Annotated in this window: 16 protein-coding genes; 12 read left to right on the forward strand and 4 right to left on the reverse strand. The window is 73.3% G+C overall.

Going from position 1 to position 20,426, the window contains the following annotated elements; genetic code table 11:
* Positions 1-144: 144 nt before the first annotated feature.
* Positions 145-1,896, reverse strand: coding sequence for a dolichyl-phosphate-mannose--protein mannosyltransferase (locus tag ACIBAI_RS11790; protein WP_399033244.1), 1,752 nt, complete (start codon positions 1,894-1,896; stop codon positions 145-147).
* Positions 1,897-1,958: 62 nt separating this feature from the next.
* On the opposite strand from ACIBAI_RS11790, the gene rsmI reads away from it, so the two are divergent.
* From rsmI to ACIBAI_RS11835, 9 genes are all read left to right on the forward strand, one after another.
* Complete coding sequence (gene rsmI / locus ACIBAI_RS11795) at positions 1,959-2,807, forward strand: 16S rRNA (cytidine(1402)-2'-O)-methyltransferase (RefSeq protein ID WP_399033246.1); 849 nt, start codon at positions 1,959-1,961, stop codon at positions 2,805-2,807.
* A 118-nt stretch (positions 2,808-2,925) separates the two neighbouring features.
* Positions 2,926-3,840 (forward strand): TatD family hydrolase, encoded by a 915-nt coding sequence (locus tag ACIBAI_RS11800; RefSeq protein ID WP_399033248.1) that lies wholly within the window; start codon positions 2,926-2,928, stop codon positions 3,838-3,840.
* 128 nt (positions 3,841-3,968) lie between these two features.
* Positions 3,969-5,411 carry a ubiquitin-like domain-containing protein gene (locus ACIBAI_RS11805; RefSeq protein ID WP_399033249.1) on the forward strand — a complete coding sequence of 481 codons (1,443 nt, stop codon included), beginning with the start codon at positions 3,969-3,971 and terminating at the stop codon, positions 5,409-5,411.
* Between the two features lie 20 nt (positions 5,412-5,431).
* Positions 5,432-6,337, forward strand: a complete 906-nt coding sequence (rsmA, locus tag ACIBAI_RS11810; RefSeq protein ID WP_399033251.1) for a 16S rRNA (adenine(1518)-N(6)/adenine(1519)-N(6))-dimethyltransferase RsmA — start codon at positions 5,432-5,434, stop codon at positions 6,335-6,337.
* Positions 6,334-7,227 (forward strand): 4-(cytidine 5'-diphospho)-2-C-methyl-D-erythritol kinase, encoded by an 894-nt coding sequence (locus tag ACIBAI_RS11815; protein WP_399033252.1) that lies wholly within the window; start codon positions 6,334-6,336, stop codon positions 7,225-7,227. Before rsmA ends, ACIBAI_RS11815 begins: the two co-directional genes overlap by 4 nt.
* A gap of 404 nt (positions 7,228-7,631) precedes the next feature.
* Positions 7,632-9,443, forward strand: a complete 1,812-nt coding sequence (locus ACIBAI_RS11820; protein ID WP_399033254.1) for an ABC-F family ATP-binding cassette domain-containing protein — start codon at positions 7,632-7,634, stop codon at positions 9,441-9,443.
* A gap of 232 nt (positions 9,444-9,675) precedes the next feature.
* Positions 9,676-11,448, forward strand: coding sequence for a PQQ-binding-like beta-propeller repeat protein (locus ACIBAI_RS11825; protein ID WP_399033256.1), 1,773 nt, complete (start codon positions 9,676-9,678; stop codon positions 11,446-11,448).
* 55 nt (positions 11,449-11,503) lie between these two features.
* On the forward strand, positions 11,504-13,321 hold the full coding sequence (locus ACIBAI_RS11830; RefSeq protein WP_399033258.1) for a PQQ-binding-like beta-propeller repeat protein: 1,818 nt from the start codon (positions 11,504-11,506) through the stop codon (positions 13,319-13,321).
* Positions 13,322-13,591: 270 nt separating this feature from the next.
* On the forward strand, positions 13,592-14,302 hold the full coding sequence (locus tag ACIBAI_RS11835; RefSeq protein ID WP_399033260.1) for a LuxR C-terminal-related transcriptional regulator: 711 nt from the start codon (positions 13,592-13,594) through the stop codon (positions 14,300-14,302).
* A 34-nt stretch (positions 14,303-14,336) separates the two neighbouring features.
* Here ACIBAI_RS11835 and ACIBAI_RS11840 read toward each other — a convergent pair whose 3' ends face one another.
* A complete protein-coding gene (locus tag ACIBAI_RS11840) occupies positions 14,337-14,672 on the reverse strand; it encodes a hypothetical protein (protein WP_399033261.1) in 336 nt (111 codons plus the stop codon).
* Positions 14,673-14,693: 21 nt separating this feature from the next.
* Complete coding sequence (locus ACIBAI_RS11845; RefSeq protein ID WP_399033263.1) at positions 14,694-16,373, reverse strand: sodium:solute symporter family protein; 1,680 nt, start codon at positions 16,371-16,373, stop codon at positions 14,694-14,696.
* Between the two features lie 177 nt (positions 16,374-16,550).
* Here ACIBAI_RS11845 and galT point away from each other — a divergent pair, with 177 nt between their 5' ends.
* Genes galT through galK form a run of 3 tightly spaced genes read left to right on the forward strand, consistent with a single transcriptional unit; the run spans position 16,551 to position 19,771 of the window.
* On the forward strand, positions 16,551-17,612 hold the full coding sequence (gene galT, locus ACIBAI_RS11850; protein WP_399033265.1) for a galactose-1-phosphate uridylyltransferase: 1,062 nt from the start codon (positions 16,551-16,553) through the stop codon (positions 17,610-17,612).
* A complete protein-coding gene (gene galE, locus ACIBAI_RS11855; RefSeq protein WP_399033266.1) occupies positions 17,609-18,571 on the forward strand; it encodes a UDP-glucose 4-epimerase GalE in 963 nt (320 codons plus the stop codon). The genes galT and galE overlap by 4 nt, the downstream gene beginning before the upstream one ends.
* Before the next feature lie 27 nt (positions 18,572-18,598).
* Positions 18,599-19,771 carry a galactokinase gene (galK, locus tag ACIBAI_RS11860; RefSeq protein ID WP_399033268.1) on the forward strand — a complete coding sequence of 391 codons (1,173 nt, stop codon included), beginning with the start codon at positions 18,599-18,601 and terminating at the stop codon, positions 19,769-19,771.
* 149 nt (positions 19,772-19,920) lie between these two features.
* Here galK and ACIBAI_RS11865 read toward each other — a convergent pair whose 3' ends face one another.
* Entirely contained in the window at positions 19,921-20,376 is a 456-nt protein-coding gene (locus ACIBAI_RS11865; protein ID WP_344605459.1) for an N-acetyltransferase, read from the reverse strand.
* Between the last annotated feature and the right edge of the window lie 50 nt (positions 20,377-20,426).

Consider the following 20,426-nt stretch of genomic DNA (forward strand, 5'->3'; position numbering starts at 1 on the left):
CCCCGCACTGTATGCCGCGGGAGGGACGGCTGAGGAGGGAGTGATCCGATCGTTAGCGCCCGTCACCGCCGGACACGACGACATCCGGCCACCGCGGGCCGGGACCGTACCGCGGACCGCCCGCCCGCGCGGGCCGCCCACGGGTCAGACCCACGTATCCAGCCACATCCGCGCCCGCCAGTCGTCGATCGGGATGGCGGTGCCGGTGTGGATCGGCCAGAAGTAGATGAAGTTCCAGGCGATCAGCAGGACCAGGACGCCCGCGCCCGCCGCGCCCGCCACGCGGCGGGTGTCGCCCGAGCGGGGCGGGCCGACCAGGGCGCCCAGGAGCATCGCCGCCGCCAGGCACAGGAACGGCAGGAACACGACGGAGTAGAAGTAGAAGATCGTGCGTTCCTGGAAGAAGAACCAGGGCAGGTAGCCGGCCAGGACGCCGCAGGCGATCGCGCCCGCGCGCCAGTCGCGGCGGAAGAACCAGCGCCACAGGACGTACAGGAGCGCGAAGCAGGCCACCCACCACAGCAGCGGCGTGCCGATGGCCAGCACCTCGCGGGCGCACTTCTCGCCCGCGTCGGCGGGGCAGCCGTCCGTGCCGGGCGCCGGGGACTCGTAGAAGTACGACACCGGCCGGCCGGCGACGAGCCAGCTCCACGGGTTGGACTGGTAGGTGTGCGGCGAGGTGAGGTGGGTGTGGAAGTCGAGCACCTGCGCCTCGTAGTGCCACAGGCTGCGCCACCAGTCCGGGAAGAGCCAGGACCAGCGGCTGTCCTTGCCGTCGGTCGCGGCCCAGTTGCGGTAGTAGCCGCCGGAGCCGTCGCTCGGGGAGAGGATCCAGCCGGTCCAGGACACGACGTAGGTGACCGCGGCCACCGGCACGGTCGCCAGGAACGCCGGGCCCAGGTCGCGCCGGAGGACGGCCAGGCGCGGCCGGCGGGCGCCGGCGACGCGGCGGGCGCCGACGTCCCACAGGACGGTCATGACGCCGAAGGCGGCCAGCACGTACAGGCCGTTCCACTTGGTGCCGATGGCCAGGCCCAGCATCAGTCCCGCCGCCCAGCGCCACGGGCGCCGTCCCAGGCGGGCCGTCTCGGCGGTGTGCGCGTCCGGGCGGACCCGGCCGTCGGCGTCCACCGGGAGCGCGGCGGCGAGCCTGGCGCGCGCCCGGTCCCGGTCGAGCAGCAGGCAGCCGAAGGCCGCCAGCACGAAGAACATCAGCACGCCGTCCAGCAGCGCGGTACGGCTCATCACGAAGTGCAGGCCGTCCACCGCCATCAGCGCGCCCGCCAGGCAGCCGAGGAACGTGGAGCGGAACAGGCGGCGGCCGATGCGGCACAGCATCAGCACCGACACCGTGCCGAGCAGGGCCGTCATGAAGCGCCAGCCGAACGGGTCGAACCCGAACATCAGCTCGCCGAGCCCGATGACGTACTTGCCGACGGGCGGGTGCACGACGTACGCCGCGTCCGCCGGGACGGGGACGTTCCCGTTCGACGACAGGATCAGGTCGTTGACGTTCTTGTCCCAGTTGACCTCGAACCCGCGGTGGACCAGCGCCCACGCGTCCTTGGCGTAGTACGTCTCGTCGAATATCACCGCCTTCGGGCTGCCCAGGTTCCAGAACCGCAGCACGCCCGCCAGCAGCGTGACGAGCAGCGGCCCGCCCCAGCCGGCGAGGCGGGTGAGGCGCCCGGCGAGCACGGGCGGCAGGCCGAGCGCCTTCCACAGGCGCGGGCCGGGTTCGGCGTACGGCGGCACCAGGCGGTCACGGACGTCGCCGGCCGGGTCCGCCGAGTAGCCGAAACGGCGCAGCCGCTGCTGCCACGACGGCTGCTGCTCGTGCGGTGCCCGGCCCTGCCGGAGGTCCGGGGAGTCCGTGGACGACGCTGTACTGGTCACCGCGCCATCGTAGGGAACACGTCTGTGGGAGTCCCGTGGATGGGCCCTGCGAGGATGGAAACGTGACAGGAACCCTTGTTTTGGCAGGCACCCCCATCGGCGACGTCGCGGACGCCCCGCCGCGGCTGGCCGAGGAGCTGGCCGGCGCCGACGTGGTCGCCGCCGAGGACACCCGCAGGCTGCGGCGGCTGACGCAGGCGCTGGGCGTCACGCCCAAGGGGCGCGTCGTGTCGTACTTCGAGGGCAACGAGTCCGCCCGGACGCCGGAACTGGTCGAGGAACTCGTCGGCGGCGCGCGCGTGCTGCTGGTCACGGACGCCGGGATGCCGTCGGTGTCCGACCCCGGCTACCGGCTGGTCGCCGCCGCCGTCGAGCGGGACGTCCGGGTCACCGCCGTGCCCGGCCCGTCCGCCGTGCTCACTGCGCTGGCGCTGTCCGGGCTGCCGGTGGACCGGTTCTGCTTCGAGGGGTTCCTGCCGCGCAAGGCGGGGGAGCGGCTCACCCGGCTGCGGGAGGTCGCCGAGGAGCGGCGGACCCTCGTCTACTTCGAGGCCCCGCACCGGCTCGGCGACACCCTCGCCGCCATGGCCGAGGTCTTCGGCGCCGGCCGGCGGGCCGCCGTCTGCCGGGAGCTGACCAAGACGTACGAGGAGGTCCGGCGCGGCGGGCTGGGCGAGCTGGCCGCGTGGGCGGCCGAGGGGGTGCGCGGGGAGATCACCGTCGTCGTCGAGGGGGCGCCGGAGCGGGGCCCCGAGGAGGCCGGCGCCGAGGAGCTGGTGCGGCGGGTGCGGGTGCGCGAGGAGGCGGGCGAGCGGCGCAAGGAGGCGATCGCGGCGGTCGCGGCGGAGGCGGGCGTGCCGAAGCGGGTGGTGTTCGACGCGGTGGTGGCCGCGAAGAACGCCGGGGCCTGAGCGCGCCGGCGCGGGCCGCGGCGCACCGCCGGTGCCCGCCCGGTCCGCCGCGCCCCTTCCCCCGCGGGGCGAGCCGGGGGCCGGCCGCGGGGGCGCGCCCCTTCCGTAGGATCGGGACATGCCTTCGAACGCCCCCGACGACAAGAACGCGGCGCCGCCGCTGCCCGAACCCCTGCGGGTGCCGGTCGCCGACTCCCACACCCACCTCGACATGCAGTCCGGCACGGTCGAGGAGGGCCTCGCCAAGGCGGCGTCGGTCGGCGTGACGACGGTCGTGCAGGTCGGCTGCGACCTGGCCGGCTCGCGCTGGGCCGCCGAGACGGCGGCGGCGTACGAGAACGTGCACGCGGCCGTCGCCCTGCACCCCAACGAGGCGCCGCGCATCGTGCGGGGGGACCCCGGGGGCACCCCCCAGCCCTCCGGGACCGGGGGAGGCTGGTCGCGGCAGGGCGCCCGCGCGCCCGGCGGGGACGCCGCCCTCGACGAGGCGCTCGCCGAGATCGACCGGCTGGCCGCGCTCCCGCAGGTCAAGGGCGTCGGCGAGACGGGCCTGGACTACTTCCGCACCGGCCCGGAGGGCCGGGAGGCCCAGGAGCGGTCCTTCCGCGCCCACATCGAGATCGCCAAGCGGCACGGCAAGGCCCTGGTCATCCACGACCGCGACGCCCACGCCGACGTGCTGCGCATCCTCAAGGAGGAGGGCGCCCCGGAGCGCACCGTCTTCCACTGCTACTCGGGGGACGCGGAGATGGCGGAGATCTGCGCCGCCGCCGGCTACTACCTGTCCTTCGCCGGCAACGTCACCTTCAAGAACGCCCGGAACCTGCGCGACGCCCTCGCCGTCGCCCCGCTGGACCTGGTCCTGGTGGAGACCGACGCGCCCTTCCTGACCCCGGTGCCCTACCGGGGGCGGCCCAACGCCCCGTACCTGATCCCGGTGACGGTGCGCGCGATGGCCGCCGTGCGGGGCGTCGACGAGGACGTGCTCGCGACCGCCCTCGCGGCCAACACGGCACGGGCCTTCGGCTACTGACCCCCGGCCGCGCACGACACGGCGACGCTGCGTAGCCGCGCCGCTTTGGAGAGTGACGATCACTCCGCTAGGTTCGTGGGCCCGATCCGGACCCCTCCGGACCCCTCCGGCCCCTGGAGCGTGTCGGCGTGAGCAGATCCGTCAGCCACCTGCCGTACGGAACGTCCCAGCCGTACGCGGCGCCCTGCGGGCCGTACCGGCCGTACGGGACGCACAAGCCGTACGGGTCCTGTGAGCCGTACGGCGCCTGCGAGCCCCCGGCCCCCGGCGGCTCGCGGGCTCCGGGCGGCTTCGACGGACCTGACGGCTTCGACGGACCCGGCGGCTTCGCGGCGCCCGGCGCGCCGGTCCCGCCGCACGGCGAGGCGCCCGAGGGCGCCCGCCGGCCCGCCCACGCGCCGCCCGCGCCGCCGGTGCGCTCCGGTGCCGGGGGGCGGCGGGCCGCGCACCGGCGCGGGGCCCGGCACACCGGGCGGGTGGACGGCCCGGTGCGCCGGCTGCTGCCGCAGGCGCTGGTCGTGGCGTTCCTCGCGGGCGGCACCACGGCGTTCGTCGCCGAGGACAAGGCGATCGAGCTGAGCGTCGACGGCAGGCCCCGCACGCTGCACACCTTCGCCGACGACGTGACCGAGCTGCTCGCCGAGGAGGGCGTCGAGGTGGGGCCGCACGACGTGGTGGCGCCCGCGCCCGGCGCGGAACTCGGCAGCGGTGACGAGGTCGCCGTGCGCTACGGCCGCCCCGTGCGGCTCACGCTGGACGGCCGGCAGCGCGAGGTGTGGACGACGGCGCACACGGTGGCGGGGGCGCTCAGGCAACTGGGGGTGCGCGCGGAGGGCGCCTACGTCTCCGCCTCGCGCTCCCGGCGGATCGGCCGCGCGGGGATCGTGCTGCACGTGCGCACCGAGCGGGCGGTGACGGTCACGGCCGACGGCCGGACGCGCACCGTCCGCACCAACGCGGCGACCGTGCGGGAGGCCGTCGAGGAGGCCGGCGTCACCCTGCGCGGCCGGGACGCCACCTCCGTCCCGCAGGACAGCTTCCCGCGCGACGGGCAGACGGTCGGCGTACTGCGGATCACCGACCGCGAGGAGGTCCACGAGGAACTGATCCCGTTCCGGGTGCGGCGGACCGGCGACCCCTCCCTGCCGCGGGGCACGGAGGTCGTCGAGCAGGCGGGACGGCCGGGCCTGCGCCGGGTCACGTACGCCGTGCGCACCGTCGACGGGGTCCGGCAGCGGCCGCGCCCGATCAGGTCCGAGGTGGTGCGCGAGCCGCGCCCGCGGGTGGTGCGGGCCGGGACGAAGCCGCGGCCGGCCTCGGTGCGGGGCGCCGACCGCCTGAACTGGCGGGGCCTCGCGGAATGCGAGTCCGGCGGCCGGTCCGACGCGGTGGACCCCTCGGGCACCTACGGCGGCCTGTACCAGTTCGACATCCGCACCTGGCGCAGCGTCGGCGGCCGCGGCCGGCCGCAGGACGCGCCGGCCGCGGAGCAGACGTACCGGGCGAAGAAGCTGTACCTGCGGCAGGGGGCGAGCCCGTGGCCGCACTGCGGGGCGCGATTGCACGGGTGACCCACGGCTACCCTTGGGGCGTGAGCAGCCCCACCCCCGACGCCCTGCTGGGCCCCGCCGACGTCCGCGAGCTGGCGGCCGCCCTCGGCGTACGCCCCACCAAGCAGCGCGGCCAGAACTTCGTGATCGACGCGAACACGGTCCGCCGGATCGTCCGCACCGCCGGCGTCCGCCCCGACGACGTGGTGGTGGAGGTCGGCCCGGGACTCGGCTCGCTCACCCTGGCGCTGCTGGAGGTGGCCGACCGGGTCACCGCCGTGGAGATCGACGACGTCCTGGCGGGCGCGCTGCCCGCCACCATCGTGGCCCGGATGCCCGAGCGCGCCGACCGCTTCGCGCTGGTCCACTCCGACGCGCTGCGCGTCACCGAGCTGCCCGGCCCCGCCCCGACCGCGCTGGTCGCCAACCTGCCCTACAACGTGGCCGTCCCCGTCCTGCTGCACATGCTCGACACCTTCCCGAGCATCGAGCGCACCCTGGTCATGGTCCAGTCGGAGGTCGCCGACCGCCTCGCCGCCGCGCCCGGCTCGAAGGTGTACGGCGTGCCGTCCGTGAAGGCCAACTGGTACGCCGAGGTCAAACGGGCCGGCGCCATCGGCCGCAACGTCTTCTGGCCCGCGCCGAACGTCGACAGCGGACTCGTCTCCCTGGTCCGCCGCGCCGAGCCGATCAGGACCACCGCGTCCAAGGCCGAGGTCTTCGCCGTCGTCGACGCCGCCTTCGCCCAGCGCCGCAAGACGCTGCGGGCCGCGCTCGCCGGATGGGCCGGGTCGGCGGCTGCGGCCGAGGCGGCCCTGGTCGCCGCCGGGGTGTCGCCGCAGGCCCGCGGCGAGTCCCTGACCGTGGCGGAGTTCGCGCGGATCGCCGAGGCCGCGCCGTCGCGGGGGGCCGCCCCCGCATCCCCGAAGGAGTTCCAGGAAAAGTGAGCGTGACGGTCCGCGTCCCCGCCAAGGTCAACGTGCAGCTCGCGGTGGGCGCCGCCCGCCCCGACGGCTTCCACGACCTGGCCAACGTCTTCCTGGCGGTCGGCCTGTACGACGAGGTCACCGCGGCCCCGGCCGACGAGCTGCGCATCACCTGCGCGGGCCCGGACGCCGCCCAGGTCCCCCTGGACCGGACGAACCTGGCGGCCCGCGCCGCGCTCGCCCTGGCGGACCGCCACGGCCGCGAGCCCGCCGTGCACCTGCACATCGCCAAGGACATCCCGGTCGCCGGCGGCATGGCGGGCGGCAGCGCGGACGGCGCGGGCGCGCTGCTGGCCTGCGACGCGCTGTGGGGCACCGGCGCCTCGCGCGAGGAACTGCTGGAGATCTGCGCCGAGCTGGGCAGCGACGTGCCGTTCAGCCTGGTCGGCGGCGCGGCGCTGGGCACCGGGCGCGGGGAGCGGCTGACGCCCCTGGAGGTGGGCGGCACCTTCCACTGGGTGTTCGCGATGGCGGAGCGGGGGCTGTCCACCCCGGCCGTGTTCCGCGAGTTCGACCGCCTCGGCCAAGGCCGGGAGATCCCCGAGCCCGTCGCCTCGCAGCCGCTGATCGACGCGCTGGCCAAGGGCGACGCCGACGCGCTCGCGGCCGCCGTCTCCAACGACCTCCAGCCGGCCGCGCTCTCCCTCTTCCCCGAGCTGGACCGCACCCTCGCGGCCGGCCGCGCCGCCGGCGCCCTCGCCGCCCTGGTCTCCGGCTCGGGCCCGACCACGGCGTTCCTCGTCCGGGACGCGCAGTCCGCGGCGCGGGTGGCGCAGGAGCTGCGGGCCTCGGGCACCTGTCGCACGGTGCGCACGGCGACGGCGCCGGCGCCGGGGGCGACGGTGCTCTGAGGGGCGGCCCGCCCGGAGCCCGCCCCGGGCCCGTTCGGAGCCCGTTCGGAGTTCGTCGATCGCGGTCGGGTCGATGTCGACGGGGTACGGCTCGGCGACCTCGAGGCGGTCGCGGCGCATGCCGGTGTGCACGTGAGCCCTGGTCAGCGGGTCCCGTTCGGACACGTGGACCACGGGCCCGCCGTCCGCCGGGTTGGTCTCCACCCGCCGGAAGCACCCGATCCCGTCGGCGGCGTACTTCTGCGGCTTGGCCGTGCGGTCACGGGACTCGCAGTCGGGCGGGACGACCTCGACGGCCAGGACCACGTCACCCGCCACCGCCCCGGGCCGAGGGGCTCCGCCCCGCACCGCTTCCCGAAGGCCCTACGCTTGAAGGCTGACCGACCCCCGGGAGCAGGAGAGAAATGGCCGTCAACCTGGTCAATGTCGAGAACGTCAGCAAGGTGTACGGCACCCGCGCCCTCCTCGACGGCATCTCCCTCGGCGTCTCGGAGGGCGACCGCATCGGCGTCGTCGGCCGCAACGGCGACGGCAAGACCACCCTCATCCGGATGCTCGCCAAGCTGGAGGAGGCCGACTCCGGGCGGGTCACCCACTCCGGCGGCCTGCGCATGGGCGTCCTCACCCAGCACGACTCCCTCGACCCCGCCGCCACCGTCCGCCACGAGGTCATCGGCGACCTGGCCGACCACGAGTGGGCGGGCAACGCCAAGATCAGGGACGTCCTCACCGGCCTCTTCGGCGGCCTCGACCTGCCCGGGTTCCCGCAGGGCCTGGACACCGTGATCGGGCCCCTGTCCGGCGGTGAACGGCGGCGGATCGCGCTCGCCAAGCTGCTCATCGAGGAACAGGACCTGATCGTCCTGGACGAGCCCACCAACCACCTCGACGTGGAGGGCATCGCCTGGCTCGCCGGGCACCTGCGCGAGCGGCGCTCCGCGCTGGTCTGCGTCACCCACGACCGCTGGTTCCTCGACCAGGTCTGCACCCGCATGTGGGACGTCCAGCGCGGCACGGTCCACGAGTACGAGGGCGGCTACTCCGACTACGTCTTCGCCCGCGCCGAACGCGAGCGGATCGCCGCCAGCGAGGAGGCCAAGCGGCAGAACCTGATCCGCAAGGAGCTGGCCTGGCTGCGGCGCGGGGCGCCCGCCCGCACCTCCAAGCCGCGCTTCCGCGTCGAGGCCGCCAACGAGCTGATCGCCGACGTCCCCCCGCCCCGGGACAGCGGCGAGCTGATGAAGTTCGCCTCCTCCCGGCTCGGCAAGACCGTCTTCGACCTGGAGGACGTCACCGTCCAGGCCGGGCCCAAGGTGCTGCTCAAGCACCTCACCTGGCAGCTCGGCCCCGGCGACCGGATCGGCCTGGTCGGCGTCAACGGCGCCGGCAAGACCTCCCTGCTGCGGGCGCTCGCCGACGCCGCGTACAGCGAGGGCGAGCGGCAGCCGGCCGGCGGCCGGATCCGCGTCGGCAGGACGGTCCGGCTCGCCTACCTCTCCCAGGAGGTCGCCGAACTCGACCCCTCCTGGCGGGTGCTGGAGGCCGTGCAGCGGGTGCGCGAGCGCGTCGACCTCGGCAAGGGGCGCGAGATGACCGCCGGGCAGCTGTGCGAGACCTTCGGATTCGGCAAGGAGAAGCAGTGGACGCCGGTCGGGGACCTGTCCGGCGGTGAGCGGCGCCGGCTCCAGCTGCTGCGCCTGCTCATGGACGAGCCCAACGTCCTCTTCCTCGACGAGCCCACCAACGACCTCGACATCGAGACCCTGACCCAGCTGGAGGACCTGCTCGACGGCTGGCCCGGCTCGATGATCGTCATCTCCCACGACCGGTTCTTCGTCGAGCGCACCACCGACCGGGTGTTCGCGCTGCTCGGCGACGGCACGCTGCGGATGCTGCCGCGCGGCATCGACGAGTACCTGGAGCGGCGCCGGCGGATGGCGGAGGCCGCGGCCGCCGCCGCGCCGGCACCCGCCGCGGCCAAGGCCGACCGGCCCGAGAAGAGCGCCGCCGACCAGCGCGCGGCCAAGAAGGAGCTGCAGAAGATCGAGCGGCAGCTCGACCGGATCGCCGAGAAGGAGACCGGGCTGCACGCCCGGATCGCCGAGCACGCCACCGACTTCGCCAAGGTGGCCGAACTCGACGCCGAGCTGCGCGAGCTGGCCGGTCAGCGCGAGGAGCTGGAACTGCGCTGGCTGGAACTCGCCGAGGACGCCTAGGGGCACAGCGCGTGCACGAGCGCCCGGCGCGCAGCGCGTGAAGGGGGCGTGAAGGCGCGTAACAGGGGCATCACGGGCCGGTCCTCCCTTGGGAACAGGGGCGGACACGGCCCGGTGCGCTGTCGGCGGCGAGTGATAGAAAGAGCCGTCTGAGAACAGACCGAGAACGACTCTGGGTCCATCCGTACCTCAGGGCGTGGCGAAAAATCAGTGAGTAAGGGGGAACGCGCTGATGACTCAGCCGCCCAACCAGCCGCCGCAGCCGGGTGGCTTCGGAGCGCCGCAGAACCAGCCACCGTCGGGGAGCGGCTTCGGCGCTCCCCGGCCTCCGCAGACCCCGCCGCCGCCCCAGACCCCGCCGCCCCCGCAGCCCGGATACGGCGCTCCGCAGCAGCCCGGCCCGTACCACCAGCCCCAGCAGCCGGACCCGTACGCCCAGCCGGGTCCCTACGCCCAGCCGGGTCCCTACGGCCAGCCGGGCCCCTACGGCCAGCCGGGCCCGTACGGCCCGCAGCCCGGGTACGGCTACCCGCAGCAGCCCGGCCACCCCGGCACCCCGCCCGGCGGCGGCTCCCGCAACCCGTTCAGGAGCAAGCCGGCGCTCGCCGTCGGGGCCGCGGTGGCGGCGCTGCTGGTCGTCGGCGGCACGGTGTTCGCGGTGACCGGCGGCGACGACCGGGACGGCGGGAAGCCGGTCGCCGGGCGGAGCGACGACGCCAGGCCCACCGCCTCCGGCGCGCCGGTCGACCCCGGTGACGGCAGCGGCGACGGCGGCGAGGACCCGGAGGACCTCAACGCGGGCCGTCAGGCCGGCGAGGCGCGGGTGCTCTGGTACAAGGAGGCGCCCGACGCGCCCGGTTCCGGCGCCGACGCCCCCGGCATGTGGATCACCGACGAGGTCGCGGTGAAGGCGGCGTACAAGCAGCTCCTCGCCTACGGCGTCAAGGACGGCAAGCCGGCCTGGGACCCGATCGCCTTCCCGCAGAAGATCTGCGCGGCCACCCCGCAGAAGACGGCCGACGACAAGATCGTCGTCGCGTACATGAGCGGCTCCAGCGACCGCGCCGAGTGCAACCAGCTGCAGCAGGTCGACCTCGGCACCGGCGAGAAGGGCTGGAAGGGCGAGGTCGCCGACGGAGCGCTGTTCGACAGCACGCTCCAGATAGAACTGTCCATCACCGGCAAGACGCTGATGGTGGGCCGCTCCCAGTCGGGCACCGCGTACGACGTGGACACCGGCGCCAAGATGTGGGACAAGAAGCGGTACGGCGAGACCTGCTTCCCCACCGCCTTCGCGGGCGGCGAGAAGCTCATCTCCGTGGCGTCCTGCGGGGCCGGCGGGGCCGACGAGCACGACGAGGTGCAGGAGCTCGATCCGGCGACCGGCCGGGCCAGGTGGACCCAGAAGTTCGACAAGGGGTGGCGGGTCGCGCGCACCTACTCCGTCGACCCGCTGGTGGTCTACAGCACCAACGAGGACAAGAAGGCGTGGAACATCTCCGCGTTCACCGCGGGCGGCAAGCTCCGCTCCCAGGTCGGCTTCGACGAGGACTTCGCGCCCGAGTGCGGCTGGGCCATCCTCCAGCGCGACCTGCAGGGCTGCCTGGGCGTGGCCGCCGACGCGAACACCCTCTACCTGCCGACCAAGGCGACCACCGGGGCGAACGAGATCGTCGCGATCAGCCTCGCCACGGGCAAGGAGAAGTGGCGCGTGAAGTCCCCGGCGGACGAGTCGATGCTGCCGCTGAAGACCGAGGGCGGCGACCTGATCGCGTACGTGCAGCCGTCGTACGACGCGGGCGGCCAGATCGTGTCGATCCCGACGGGCGGCGGCAGCCACGAGCCGGCCAGGCTGCTGCAGAACCCGCAGAGCGCCGCGGACGTGGAGAGCGGCTTCTTCGCCAAGGACGTCGACTGGGTCGACGGGCGCTTCTACCTCTCGACGACCCGGCTGACCGGCAACGACGACACCAGGGAGAAGCTGATGCTCGCCTACGGCAAGTGACCTTCTCCCGCTTCCCCGTCCGTCCCGTCGCCCCCGTCCCCGAGGTACCCACGCCATGACCCAACCGCCGCCGCCGAACCAGCCCCCGCAGCCGGGAGGGTTCGGCCCGCCCCAGGACCTGCCCGGGCAGCCGCAGGGCGGGTTCGGCGCTCCCCGGACGCCGCCGCAGCCCCCGCAGACCCCCCAGCCGGGTTACGGCTACCCGCAGACGCCCCCGCCGCCCGCCCCGCAGCCCCAGCCCGGCTACGGCTACCCGCAGGCCCCCCAGCCGCCGCAGCCCCAGCCCGGCCACGGCTACCCGGGACCGGGCCCGTACGGCGGGCCGCCGCAGCCGGGGTACGGCGGGCCCGGTCCCGGCTACCCGCAGCCGACCGTGCCGCTGCACCCGCAGCCGGCCGGGACCGGCGGCGGGCGCGGGATCAACGCCCAGGTGGCCATCATCGTCTCGGCCGTCGTGGCGATCGCCCTGATCGTCGGCGGCGGCGTCTGGTACGCCAACTCCTCCGGCACGGGCGAGGGCAAGGGCGACACGGCGAGCTCCGGCGGCGGCACCGGCGGCGGCACCGGCGGCGGGGACGCCAAGGGCGGCGCCTCCTCCGGCAGCCGGGAGAAGGCGCCCGCCGACCCCGGCTCCAAGGTGCTCTTCCAGATTCCGGCACCGGCCGTGAAGGACGACGACAGCGTCGTCGTCTCCGGCTCGTGGCTCACCGACAAGGCGTACGTCAAGAGCGGCGTCGCCGAGATCACCGGCTACGACCCCGACAAGGGCAGCGAGCTGTGGACGGTCCCGCTGCCCGGCCCGGTCTGCCAGGCCAGCCGGCACGTCACCGAGGACAACAGGACGGCTGTCGTCCACCAGCCGGCCATGCCCACCAAGGCGGAACCCTCGCACGGCTGCACCCGGGTCTCCGCGATCGACCTCGACACGGGCAAGAAGCTGTGGACGAAGACGGTCAAGTCCGGCGACCAGGAGATCAACCTCGACAACGTCACGATCAGCGGGAACACGGTCGCGGTCGGCAGCACCAGCGGTGGCGGCGCCTTCGACGTCGGCACCGGTGACGCGCTGTGGAGCCCGAAGCCGACCGACTCCTGCTACGACGCCGGCTACGGCGGCGGCGAGAAGCTGGTGGCCGTGCGCAAGTGCGGCTCCTACGGGCAGCGCCAGCTGCACATCCAGACCATCGACCCGAAGTCCGGGAAGGTGATCTCGGAGTACCGGATGAGCCAGGGCATCGAGTACGCCGCCGTCGTGTCGACCGACCCGCTGGTGGTGGCCGCCGACGTGAACGACTCCGCGGGCGACGGCAGCGGCATCTCGGACTTCTTCTCCGTCGACAACAGGACCGGCAAGCTGCGCACCCGCATCTCCGCGCCGGGCGACCAGTTCGCGGCCGACTGCGACGGCATCACCAGGATCGAGCAGTGCTCCGGACTGGTGGTCGGCAACGACCGGCTGTACATCGCGACCGAGGAGCACGACGCCGGCGGCGGCGACTACGGCCAGACCAACGAGATCGTCGCCTTCGACCTGAGCACCGGCAGGCAGACCGGCCAGCGCGCCGACGCCGGCGACGGCTACACGATCACTCCGCTGCGCATGGACGGCGGCGACATCATCGCCTACAAGCCCCCGCCCTACGACAAGGGCGGCCAGATCGTGAGCATCGACGGCGGCAGCTTCGAGGAGACCAAGCTGCTGGAGAACCCGGCCGCGGAAGCGGTGCGCGACGTGGAGGCGAGCATGCTCCCCGAGTACGCCGAGATCCTCTACGCGCAGGGCCACCTGTACATGTCGCAGGTGTACGCCAGCGAGCCGTCCGGCGCGGACGACAAGGAGTACCTGGCGATCGCGTTCGGCACCGGCGGCTGACCGGCTCCGTCGAGGCCCGCGGCCCCGCCCCTGCGCTCAGGGGCGGGGCCGCACGCGTACCGCCCGTCACCCGCGGGGGCGGGAACGCCGAAAAGTCCGCCGATCCGGGGCAGTTCTCACCGGTAGGGGAAGCGCGACGTCGAACAAGCGTGTAGCTTCCGGGGGCATGAAAGGCGGGGGAGCCGGGAGGGGACTTCCGTCCGTGCCGCGGGCCGGCGGGCATCCGGCGGTGCGTTCACGGGGATCCATGGGGGGACTGGGGGGTGTTCGATGGGAGTGCGGCTCATGGTGGTCGACGACCACCGACTGCTCGCCGAGGCGCTGGCCTCGGCGCTGAAACTGCGCGGGCACCGGGTGCTCGCCGCGACGGCGCCCACCGCGGGCGCGGCGGATCTGGTGATCAGCCGGGCACCGGAGGTGTGCCTGCTGGGGACGGCGACACCGGCCGAGCCGGGCATGTTCGACCCGGTGGTGAAGATCAAGCGGGAACGCCCGCAGGTGGCGGTGCTGGTCCTGGGGCCGGTGCCGAGCCCGCGCGGCATCGCCGCGGCCTTCGCCGCGGGCGCCTCGGGCTACGTACGGCACGACGAGCGCATCGAGGGCGTCGAGCGGGCGATCGTGAAGGCGCGGGCGGGTGAGGCGGCCGTGGCGCCGCAGCTGCTGCAGGGGGCCTTCAGCGAGCTGCTCAACCCGGCGGCCCAGCCCGACGACGAGGGCCGGCGGCTGCTGCAGCTGCTGACGCCGCGGGAGGTGGAGGTCCTGGTCAGGGTGGCCGACGGGGAGGACACCCGGCTGATCGCGGCCGGCATGGGCATAGCCCCGTCCACGGCCCGCACCCATGTCCAGCGGGTCCTGATGAAGCTGGGCGTGGGCTCCCGCCTGGAGGCCGCGGCGCTGGCCGCGCGGACGGGCCTGCTGGACCGGGCGGGCCCGGTCTTCCGTACGACCCCGCCGGAGACGGGAACGGGGCCGGAGTCCTAGGGGACTCCAGCCCCGTCGCGCGTCGCGGGGGACGTCAGGGACGCTCGGCCGGCTTCTCCTGCGGCAGGGCGTCCGGCGGCGGGGGAGCCGTCGGCCGCAGCTTCAGCCAGGCCAGGAAGAACAGGCCGAGGGCCAGCATGCCGAGGCCGGTCCACAGGTTGATGTTGACGCCCTCGGCCTTGTCGATGTCGGCGTCGGAGGCGGTGAACCCGGCGATGGTGACGATGACGCCGTAGAGCACGAACAGCCCGCCGATGATGCGCCGGATGTCGAACAGCTGTGCGGCCGTGGCGGACTTGGTCTCCAGTTCGGAGACCTCCCGCTGGACGTCCTTCTCGGAGAACCCGGAGTACCCGGAAGATTCAGACATGGTCTCTCCATCCTCCCGCGATCAGAACGAGAACGGGATGTAGCAGGCGGCGGCCAGGACGACCGCGCCCCAGCCCAGCAGGGCCGGCCTGCGGTACCAGGCGTCGTCGCCCGCGGCGGGCGGCTCGGACATGCCGGGGGAGCGGGTGCCGTAGACCAGCCCCTGGAGCTCCTCCACCGGCTTCGGCTTGGTGAACAGCGACACGGCGACCATCACCACCGCGCCGGCGACGAACCCGGCGATCGCGGAGACGAAGTTGGCGCCCTGGTCGGAGGGGATGTCGATGATGCCCTGCTTGTAGATGACGAAGTAGTTCACCATCGCGGCGGTGGTGCCGGCGAGCAGGCCCCAGAAGCCGGACTTCATCGACGCCCGCTTCCAGAACATGCCGATGATGAAGACCACGAACATCGGCACGTTGAAGAAGGAGAACAGCGTCTGCAGGTAGCTCATGATGTTCGAGAAGGACGACGCCAGGAACGCCGTGCCGATCGACGCGAGCACCCCGATCGCCGTGATGAGCCGCCCGAACCGCACGTAGTAGGTGTCCTCGCGGCGCTTGACCACGTACTTCGCCCAGATGTCGTTGGTGAAGACGGTGTTGAACGACGAGATGTTGGCCGCCATGCCCGCCATGAACGCGGCCAGCAGGCCGGTCACCGCGATGCCGAGCACGCCGTTGGGCAGCAGCTGCTCCATCAGGTACGGGATGGCGTCGTTGTACTGCAGGTCCGAGCCGGCGGTGCCGATCTTCGGCACGAGCACGGCGGCGACCAGGCCCGGGATCATCACCAGGAAGACGATGAAGATCTTCGGGAACGCGGCGATCAGCGGCGTGCGCTGGGCCGCCGAGAGGTTCTTCGCCGACAGGGCGCGCTGCACCTCGGCGAAGTTGGTGGTCCAGTAGCCGAAGGACAGCACGAAACCGAGGCCGAGCACGATGGTCAGCCAGTTGGCGCCCAGCGGGTTGTCGCTGCCGATGCCGGTGCCGCCCCAGGAGGTCATGAAGTCGGCGCCGCGCGACCGGGTCAGGGAGTCGGACAGGCCGTCCCAGCCGCCGACGCTCCTCAGGCCGAGCACCGTGATCGGGATGAGCGCGGCGAGGATCACGAAGAACTGCAGGACCTCGTTGTAGATCGCGGACGACAGACCGCCGAGGGTGATGTAGGCGAGGACGAAGAAGCCCGCGACCACGATCGCCACCCACTCCGGCCAGCCGAGCAGCGCCTCGACGACGATCGCGAGGGCGTAGAGGTTGACTCCGGCGATCAGGATGGCGGCGAAGGCGAACAGGATCGAGCTCAGCAGGTGCGCCGCCTTGTCGAAGCGCAGCAGCAGGAACTCGGGGACCGAGCGGACCTTGGAGCCGTAGTAGAACGGCATCATCACCAGGCCGAGGAAGACCATGGCCGGAATGGCGCCGATCCAGTACCAATGGGTGGTGTAGACGCCGTACTGCGCACTGTTGGCGGCCATGCCCAGGATCTCGGTCGCGCCCAGGTTGGCGGCGATGAACGCGAGGCCGGTGACCCAGGCCGGCAGGGACCGCCCGGAGAGGAAGAAGTCGAGGCTGGTCTTGACCGAGCGGCGGGCCGCGAAGCCGATGCCCAGGACGACGACGAAGTAGATCCCGAGGATCGTGTAGTCGAGCCAGTTGGTCGGTAGCCGTAGCTCGGCTGCCAGGTATGTGGGGGTATCCATGAGAACTCGCTTCGTTGCGCGAACTGATCCAGTGCGGAACCTACGCCTCTGTGTTCAGTAGTTGAACACTTCTGGTGGTGTTCTTTGTTTGATTGTGATGATCAGCTCTCTGGTGGGTTGTGATGTGTTATGTTTGATTGTGTTGAGTGATAGGTGCGGGCGTAGAGGAGTCCGGCAGTGAAGAAGACCTCGACCCGGCTCGCCGACGGCCGTGAGCTGATCTACTACGACCTGCGCGACGACACCGTGCGCAACGCGGTCGACCGCCGCCCGCTGGAGCGCACGGCCACCACCTCCGAGATCCGCCGCGACGTGCTGCTCGGCGACTCGGTCGCGATCGCCTCGCACCGCCAGGGGCGCACCTACCACCCGCCGGCCGACCAGTGCCCCCTGTGTCCCTCGCAGGGCGACCGGCTGAGCGAGATACCGGACTCGGCGTACGACGTCGTGGTCTTCGAGAACCGCTTCCCCTCCCTGGCCGGCGACTCCGGCCGGTGCGAGGTCGTCTGCTTCACCTCTGATCACGACGCCTCCTTCGCCGACCTGAGCGAGGAGCAGGCGCGGCTGGTCCTGGACGCCTGGACCGACCGGACGTCGGAGCTGTCGCATCTGCCCTCCGTTGAACAGGTGTTCTGTTTCGAGAACCGCGGCCGTGAGATCGGCGTGACGCTGGGACACCCGCACGGGCAGATCTACGCTTACCCCTTCACCACCCCTCGCACCGCACTGATGCTCCGTTCACTCGCGGCCCACAAGGAGGCGACGGGCGGCGAGAACCTCTTCGACGCCGTCCTGGAGCGGGAACTGGCCGACGAGCGGATCGTCCTGGAGGGTGAACACTGGGTGGCCTTCGTGCCGTACGCGGCGCACTGGCCCTACGAGGTCCACCTGTACCCCCGGCGCCGCGTCCCCGACCTGCTCGCGCTCGGCGAGGCGGCCCGCGCGGAGTTCCCCGGGCTCTATCTGGAACTGCTGAGGCGCTTCGACCGGATCTTCGGCGAGGGCGAGCCGCCGACGCCGTACATCGCGGCCTGGCACCAGGCGCCGTTCGGCGCGCTGGAGGAGTTCGACGGCGTGGTCCGCGAGGACTTCGCCCTCCACCTCGAGCTTTTCACCATCCGCCGCACTTCCGGCAAGCTGAAGTTCCTCGCGGGTTCCGAGTCCGGCATGAACGTGTTCATCAACGACGTGCCGCCGGAGCGCGCGGCCGAGCGACTGCGAGAGGTAGCGAGTTCATGAGCGGGAAGTACCTGGTGACGGGCGGAGCGGGGTACGTCGGCAGCGTGGTCGCCCAGCACCTGCTGGAGGCGGGGCACGAGGTCACGGTCCTCGACAACCTCTCCACGGGCTTCCGCGAGGGCGTGCCGGCGGGCGCCGCCTTCGTGGAGGGCGACATCAGGGACGCCGCCAAGTGGCTGGACTCCTCCTACGACGGCGTCCTGCACTTCGCCGCCTTCTCCCAGGTCGGCGAGTCGGTCGTCCGGCCCGAGAAGTACTGGGACAACAACGTCGGCGGCACCATGGCCCTGCTGGACGCCATGCGCCGGGCCGGCGTCCGCAAGCTCGTCTTCTCCTCGACGGCGGCCACCTACGGCGAACCGGACCAGGTCCCGATCGTCGAGACCGCCCCGACGAAGCCGACCAACCCCTACGGCGCCTCCAAGCTCGCGGTCGACCACATGATCAGCGGCGAGGCGGCGGCCCACGGCCTCGGCGCGGTCTCGCTGCGCTACTTCAACGTCGCGGGCGCCTACGGCGCGTACGGCGAGCGCCACGACCCCGAGTCCCACCTGATCCCGCTGGTGCTCCAGGTGGCCCAGGGCCGGCGCGAGGCGATCTCCGTCTTCGGCGACGACTACCCGACGCCGGACGGCACCTGCGTCCGCGACTACATCCACGTGGCGGACCTGGCCGAGGCCCACCTGCTGGCGCTGGACGCCGCCGCGCCGGGCGAGCACCTGATCTGCAACCTGGGCAACGGCAGCGGCTTCTCGGTCCGCGAGGTCATCGAGACGGTCCGGCAGGTCACCGGCCACCCGATCCCCGAGGTGGTGGCACCGCGCCGGGGCGGCGATCCCGCGGTCCTGGTGGCGTCCGCCGCCACCGCCCGCGAACGGCTCGGCTGGAACCCGACCCGCGCGGACCTCGCGGGAATCGTCGCGGACGCGTGGGAGTTCGCGCAGCGGCGCGGCAACTAGAACGTACGGAAAGGTCAGGGTCAGGGCATGAGCGAGTCCAGCGAGGCCGTCGCGAGGGCTGTCGCCGAACGGTTCGAGGAACTGTACGGGGCCGCGCCGCACGGCGTGTGGGCGGCACCGGGCCGGGTCAACCTCATCGGTGAGCACACGGACTACAACGACGGCTTCGTCATGCCGTTCGCGCTCCCGCACACCGCGGTGGCGGCGGTGGCACGGCGCGAGGACGGAGTCCTGCGCCTGCACTCGGCGGACATGGAGGACGGCGTGGTCGAACTCCGCCTGGACGACCTCGCCCCCGAGTCGGACCGGAACTGGACGGCGTACCCGGCGGGCGTGGTCTGGGCCCTGCGCGAGGCCGGCCACCCGGTGACCGGCGCGGACCTCCACCTGGCCTCGACGGTCCCGGCGGGCGCGGGCCTGTCGTCCTCGGCGGCGCTGGAGGTCGTCGTGGCGCTCGCGCTCAACGACCTGTACGAGCTCGGCCTGAAGGGCTGGCAGCTGGCCCGCCTGTGCCAGCGCGCCGAGAACGTCTACGTCGGCGCCCCCGTCGGCATCATGGACCAGACGGCGTCGGCCTGCTGCGAGACCGGCCACGCCCTGTTCCTGGACACCCGCGACCTGTCCCAGAAGCAGATCCCCTTCGACCTCGCCGCCGAGGGCATGCGCCTGCTGGTGGTCGACACCCGCGTCAAGCACTCCCACAGCGAGGGCGAGTACGGCAAGCGCCGCGCGGGCTGCGAGAAGGGCGCGGCCCTGCTGGGCGTCGACGCGCTCCGGGACGTGCCCTACGACGGACTGGACGCGGCGCTGGAACGCCTGGGCGACGAGGAGGAGGTGCGCCGCCTGGTCCGCCACGTCGTCACGGAGGACCAGCGGGTGGAGCGCGTCGTCTCCCTCCTGGAGTCCGGCGACACCAGGGCCATCGGCCCGGTCCTGGTGGAGGGCCACGCCTCCCTCCGGGACGACTTCCGCATCTCCTGCCCGGAGCTGGACCTGGTGGTGGACACGGCCCTGGCGGCGGGCGCCCTGGGCGCCCGGATGACGGGCGGCGGGTTCGGCGGCTCGGCGATCGTCCTCGCCGAGGAGTCCGACGTGGCCGCGATCACCAAGGCGGTGGAGGAGGCCTTCGCCGCGGCCGGCTTCACGGCCCCGCGGGCGTTCGAGGCGGTGCCCTCGGCGGGGGCCCGGCGGGTGCTCTGAGGCGGCACGGCACCGCGGCGGCGCCGGGTTCCGGATCCCGGCGCCGCACCCGGGGCGGCGGGAGCGCCGCCACCGCCGCCCCGGGTGCGGCGCGAACGGCGCGGGCCCGGCACGCCGGGCCCGCGCCGTTCGCCGCCGGCGCCGGCCGCTCAGCCCAGCCGCTTCGTCAGCGTGTACTCCGTGATCCCCGGCGGATAGTCCTCGATCACGCAGACCACCTCGTACCCCTGCTTCCGGTAGAAGTCCGGCGCCTGGAAGTCCCAGGTCTCCAGGCGGGCCGCGCGGCAGCCGCGGTCGGTGCGGGCGATGCGCTCCGCCTCCGACAGGAGCCGGGAGCCGAGGCCCGCGCCGCGGTGGGGCTCGTCCACCCACAGGTAGGTCACGTGCAGCCAGGTCGCCCAGGTGTGGCCGACCAGGCCGCCGGCGAGGCGGCCGGAGTCGTCCGACGCCCAGACGTGGAGGGGGACGTCCCGCTCGCCGGGGGTGCCGCGCAGGGCGCGCAGGACCGGGGAGGCCGCCGTGTTCGTGTCCCGCAGGCGGGTTCGGAGAAGATCGCGCCGGGCCTTGTCGACTTCTGCCTCAAGACGAAACATGCGGCACACCATAAACGCGTTGGACTGCCAGTTCTGCAAATAACCTTCCGCTCCCGTCCCCC

It is taken from the genome of Streptomyces sp. NPDC051041 (assembly GCF_044456065.1).
Taxonomy (GTDB): Bacteria; Actinomycetota; Actinomycetes; order Streptomycetales; family Streptomycetaceae; genus Streptomyces; species Streptomyces glaucus.